Origin of the sequence: Chamaesiphon polymorphus CCALA 037 (assembly GCF_003003845.1) — a bacterium.
Taxonomy (GTDB): Bacteria; Cyanobacteriota; Cyanobacteriia; order Cyanobacteriales; family Chamaesiphonaceae; genus Chamaesiphon; species Chamaesiphon polymorphus.
Map to the genome: position 1 here is coordinate 1 of NZ_PVWO01000541.1, position 3,699 is coordinate 3,699.

5 protein-coding genes are annotated in these 3,699 nt (G+C 43.3%); 2 read left to right on the top strand and 3 right to left on the bottom strand.

Annotation, left to right across the window (positions count from 1 at the left end; genetic code table 11):
- The first annotated feature begins 212 nt into the window (after positions 1-212).
- Together C7B77_RS25995 and C7B77_RS26000 are read left to right on the top strand one after the other, a co-directional pair.
- Positions 213-515: a helix-turn-helix domain-containing protein gene (locus tag C7B77_RS25995; protein WP_106311816.1), complete on the top strand. Its 303-nt coding sequence runs from the start codon at positions 213-215 to the stop codon at positions 513-515.
- Positions 515-934 carry a type II toxin-antitoxin system VapC family toxin gene (locus C7B77_RS26000; RefSeq protein WP_106311819.1) on the top strand — a complete coding sequence of 140 codons (420 nt, stop codon included), beginning with the start codon at positions 515-517 and terminating at the stop codon, positions 932-934. Before C7B77_RS25995 ends, C7B77_RS26000 begins: the two co-directional genes overlap by 1 nt.
- An 89-nt stretch (positions 935-1,023) precedes the next feature.
- Here the strand turns inward: C7B77_RS26000 and C7B77_RS26005 are convergent, their stop codons facing one another.
- The 3 genes from C7B77_RS26005 to C7B77_RS26015 form a co-directional block, all read right to left on the bottom strand.
- A complete protein-coding gene (locus tag C7B77_RS26005) occupies positions 1,024-1,965 on the bottom strand; it encodes a glycosyltransferase family 2 protein (protein WP_106311821.1) in 942 nt (313 codons plus the stop codon).
- 77 nt (positions 1,966-2,042) lie between these two features.
- The gene (locus C7B77_RS26010) at positions 2,043-2,435 is read right to left on the bottom strand and encodes a RidA family protein (RefSeq protein ID WP_106311824.1); all 393 of its coding nucleotides are present in this window, start codon (positions 2,433-2,435) and stop codon (positions 2,043-2,045) included.
- A gap of 114 nt (positions 2,436-2,549) precedes the next feature.
- On the bottom strand, positions 2,550-3,699 hold a 1,150-nt coding region (locus tag C7B77_RS26015), incomplete at its 5' end, for a DEAD/DEAH box helicase (protein ID WP_106311827.1).

Here is a 3,699-nt window from a genome sequence, read left to right on the forward strand (position 1 = left end):
CTTATGAATTGCACGAATGGCGCATCGTTATGGGCGATTGATCGATCGATCTTCGATCCCACCGCAATCGATATGTGCCAAGCGAGATTGTCGTATCGGTAGTTATTAGCCCGATTGAGAACATCAGGAGTACATAAGACATTTGAGATTATTTGGTAGAATGGATTTAAGGCTGAGTTTAAAGTCCAACCACTCACTAATCGCTCGAAATTATGGACAAAGTTATTATCCCTGATGTCCTTACACTAGAGGAAGCTTCAGCTTATTTGCGACTATCAGTTGAAACAGTTACAAATCAAGCTTTAAAAGGTAATCTTCCCGGTCGAAAAATAGAGAATGATTGGAGATTTTTAAAATCGGCAATCGATGATTGGTTGCGGGCTAAAAGTAGTAGCTCAGTCTTACTCGCTCAAGTAGGTATATTAGCAGACGATGATTCGCTAGACCAATTAAAAGAATCAATTTATCAAGCTAGAGAACGTCCCGAAGTCGATGATAATTCAGGATCTAATTAATGTATTTGCTGGATACTGACACCTTGACACATCTTCATGCTGGTAATACTAATGTTGCCGACAGGTTGAGATCGGTTGCAGATACAGAAATAGGAATTACAATTATTACCAAAGTTGAGATTTTACGCGGAAGGATTGACTATCTTCTCAAAGCTGAATCTGGAGAAAGTTTACTCAAAGCACAAGAGCTGTTATTTCGGACGGAAACACTTTTAAACGACCTGTTAATTGTGCCGATAGAGCGAGCCGCATCGATAGAATTTGATAGGTTGCGCGATATCTCAAAGTTTCGGAAGATTGGACGAGCCGATTTGTTAATTGCCAGTATTACTCTTGCTAATCGATCCACATTAGTAACCAGAAATTTACGCCACTTTAAGCAAATTCCTGGTATAAAAGTGGAAAATTGGGTCGATTGATGATGTGACTCGATATCAACATCATAGCGATCGACAATAATAATTATCGATTGAGTCTAAATAAACTCGATCGATTATGTTCGTCTACCTCATCTACTCTCTATTTTCCGTCCTACCTCTGCGATCGTATATAGCGGACGATGCTTGACTTCTTCATAAATGCGTCCGATGTATTCGCCCAAAATGCCAATACTGATTAGTTGCACCGCTCCTAGAAAGAAAATGGCGATCGCGATCGTGGCAAAGCCAGTGAGAGTCGAATGGGGAGTAAATAGTCGCCAATAGAGAACGAGAATTGCCATCACGATCGATAGTACTGCGGAAAATAGACCTAAATAAGTAGACAATCTTAATGGCACAGTCGAAAATGAAACTAAACCATTAATTGCCAAACCGAGACTTTTGGCAAACGTATATTTTACTTCGCCAGCAAATCGTAAATCGCGCTCGAATTTGAAGGCAATTTGATTGAATCCTACCCACGATCGCAATCCACGAATGTAGCGATTGCGTTCTGGCATTTGATTGAGTAAATCCACCACCTGACGATCCATCAAGCAAAAATCGCCTGTATCGGTGGGAATATCGACATTAGCAAGTTGGTTGAGGAGGCGATAAAAAAGATAGGCACAGAGCCGCTTAAACCAGCCTTCGCGGACTCTTTTGGTGCGTTGGGCATAGACGACATGATAGCCTTGTTGCCACAGTGCCAGTAAATCGGGGATTAGTTCTGGCGGATCTTGCAAGTCGGCATCGAGGACGATAATTGCTTCGCCGCGAACGTAGTTTAAGCCAGCAGTAACGGCTATTTGATGGCCGAAATTTCTTGCCAGTCTGAGATAGACTACTCGACTATCGCGATCGTGCAATTCCCTCAATAAGTCCAATGTGCGATCGCGACTGCCATCATCGACCAAAATTAATTCGGAAGTACCATCCAATTTATCCATTACGGCACTCACCCGCTGATATAGTGCGGGAATCGTACTTTCTTCGTTATAAATTGGCACGACTAGCGAATATTTAGGCATCGATCGACTAGTAGTCTCGGTCATAAATCAAACTACTATTGAGGTAGAATTTGGGAGTCTAACCGAGCCGCTGATGATTAGCTAATTACGGCAATACAATCGATCTCGACTAAGACATCTTTTGGCAATCGCGCGACTTCCACGCAAGCACGAGCTGGCGCGGTGGCTTCGTCGAAATAACGGCTGTAGACTCCATTCATTGTAGCGAAATCATTCATGTCTTTGAGAAAAACGCCAGTCTTGACGACATCCTCAAATGTCGCCCCAGCTTCTTTCAAAATTGCTGCTAAATTGGCCATCACTTGCTCGGTTTGTTTGGCCACATCGCCATCATAAACTAGTTGATTGGTGGCTGGATCGATCGCGACTTGCCCGGATACAAATAACATTTTACCCGTTGCGACAATAGCCTGGTTATATGGCCCTACTGGTGCGGGCGCGAGATCGGTTTGAATAATTTTTTTAGTCATGAGCAAAAATAAATAATATCGTTATCACTTTACCGCAAACTTACTAGTTTGACTACAGTTTCACATCTTATGCAGGTATTGCTATTGATACACCAAAGTTCTGAGTGGTAATGACTAGTATCTCAAATCTCCATCATTATTAGGAGATTTACGTTCTGAATCGGCTTCAGCAACTTTGAGCGATCGATCGACAGTTTCTCCATACCGAATTGGTAACTGAATAACTTTAGCCGATCCGGATCGATCTTCTTCAGGCATATCGCCGCGACGTCTAGCGGAAACGCGTTCTTCACTCGTTCCTTTGCTAATTAACTCATATAATATGGCTTGTTTGTCGGCTTTGCCCTTACGCAGAATTCGCCCTAATCTTTGGATATATTCGCGCGGCGAAGCAGTACCGGATAGAATGACGGCAATACTCGCCGCTGGGACATCGACGCCTTCATTTAAGACTTGAGATGCCACTAAAACATTATAAGTACCTTCGCGAAAGTGAGTGAGAATTTGATGGCGTTCTTTGACTGGGGTATGGTGGGTGATCGCGGGAATTAATAAACTTTGAGCGATGCGATAGACAGTTGCATTATCACTAGTAAAAATGAGAGTTGATTCGGGATAATGTCGATCGAGAATTTCAGCTAAGATCCGCAATTTACCATTAGTTGATAGCGTGATTTCTTTAGCTTCCCGATGGGCTAGCATCGCACGCCTGCCTTCGGTCGATCGACAACTAGCACGGATGAATTTTTGCCAGCCATCAATACTACCAAACGAGATTTTTTGACTCCGTAAAAAGCGATCTCTTTCGGCAATTAGTTCGTGATAGCGACTGAGTTCTTCATCGCTTAATTTGACCTCGATCTGTTCGACTCGATAAGGAGATAAAGCCGAACCCGCCAGATCTGCGGCAGTTTGGCGATATACTTCTTTGCCTAATAATAGATCTAAATCTTGATGTTTGCCATCGCTACGTTCGGGAGTCGCACTCAGTCCCAATCTATAAGGCGCGATCGAATATTCTGCCACTACTCGATAAAACTCTGTCGGTAAATGATGGCATTCATCACAAATTAATAACCCATATAAATCTCCCAACGACTCGATTTGAATCGCCGCACTATCGTAAGTCGAAATCAAAATCGGCGATCGATCGCGCGAACCGCCACCGAGTAACCCAATCTCGGTACCTGGAAAAGCCGTCAACAACTGTGCGTACCACTGATGCATCAAATCGATCGTCGGCACTAAAATCAACGTGCTGCGG

What these genes read in the sequence shown, in the direction of transcription:
- C7B77_RS26005 (WP_106311821.1), bottom strand. Translation starts at nt 1,965, where the DNA reads ATGCCTAAATATTCGCTAGTCGTGCCAATTTATAACGAAGAAAGTACG.
- C7B77_RS26010 (WP_106311824.1), bottom strand. Translation starts at nt 2,435, where the DNA reads ATGACTAAAAAAATTATTCAAACCGATCTCGCGCCCGCACCAGTAGGG.
- C7B77_RS26000 (WP_106311819.1), top strand. Translation starts at nt 515, where the DNA reads ATGTATTTGCTGGATACTGACACCTTGACACATCTTCATGCTGGTAAT.
- C7B77_RS25995 (WP_106311816.1), top strand. Translation starts at nt 213, where the DNA reads ATGGACAAAGTTATTATCCCTGATGTCCTTACACTAGAGGAAGCTTCA.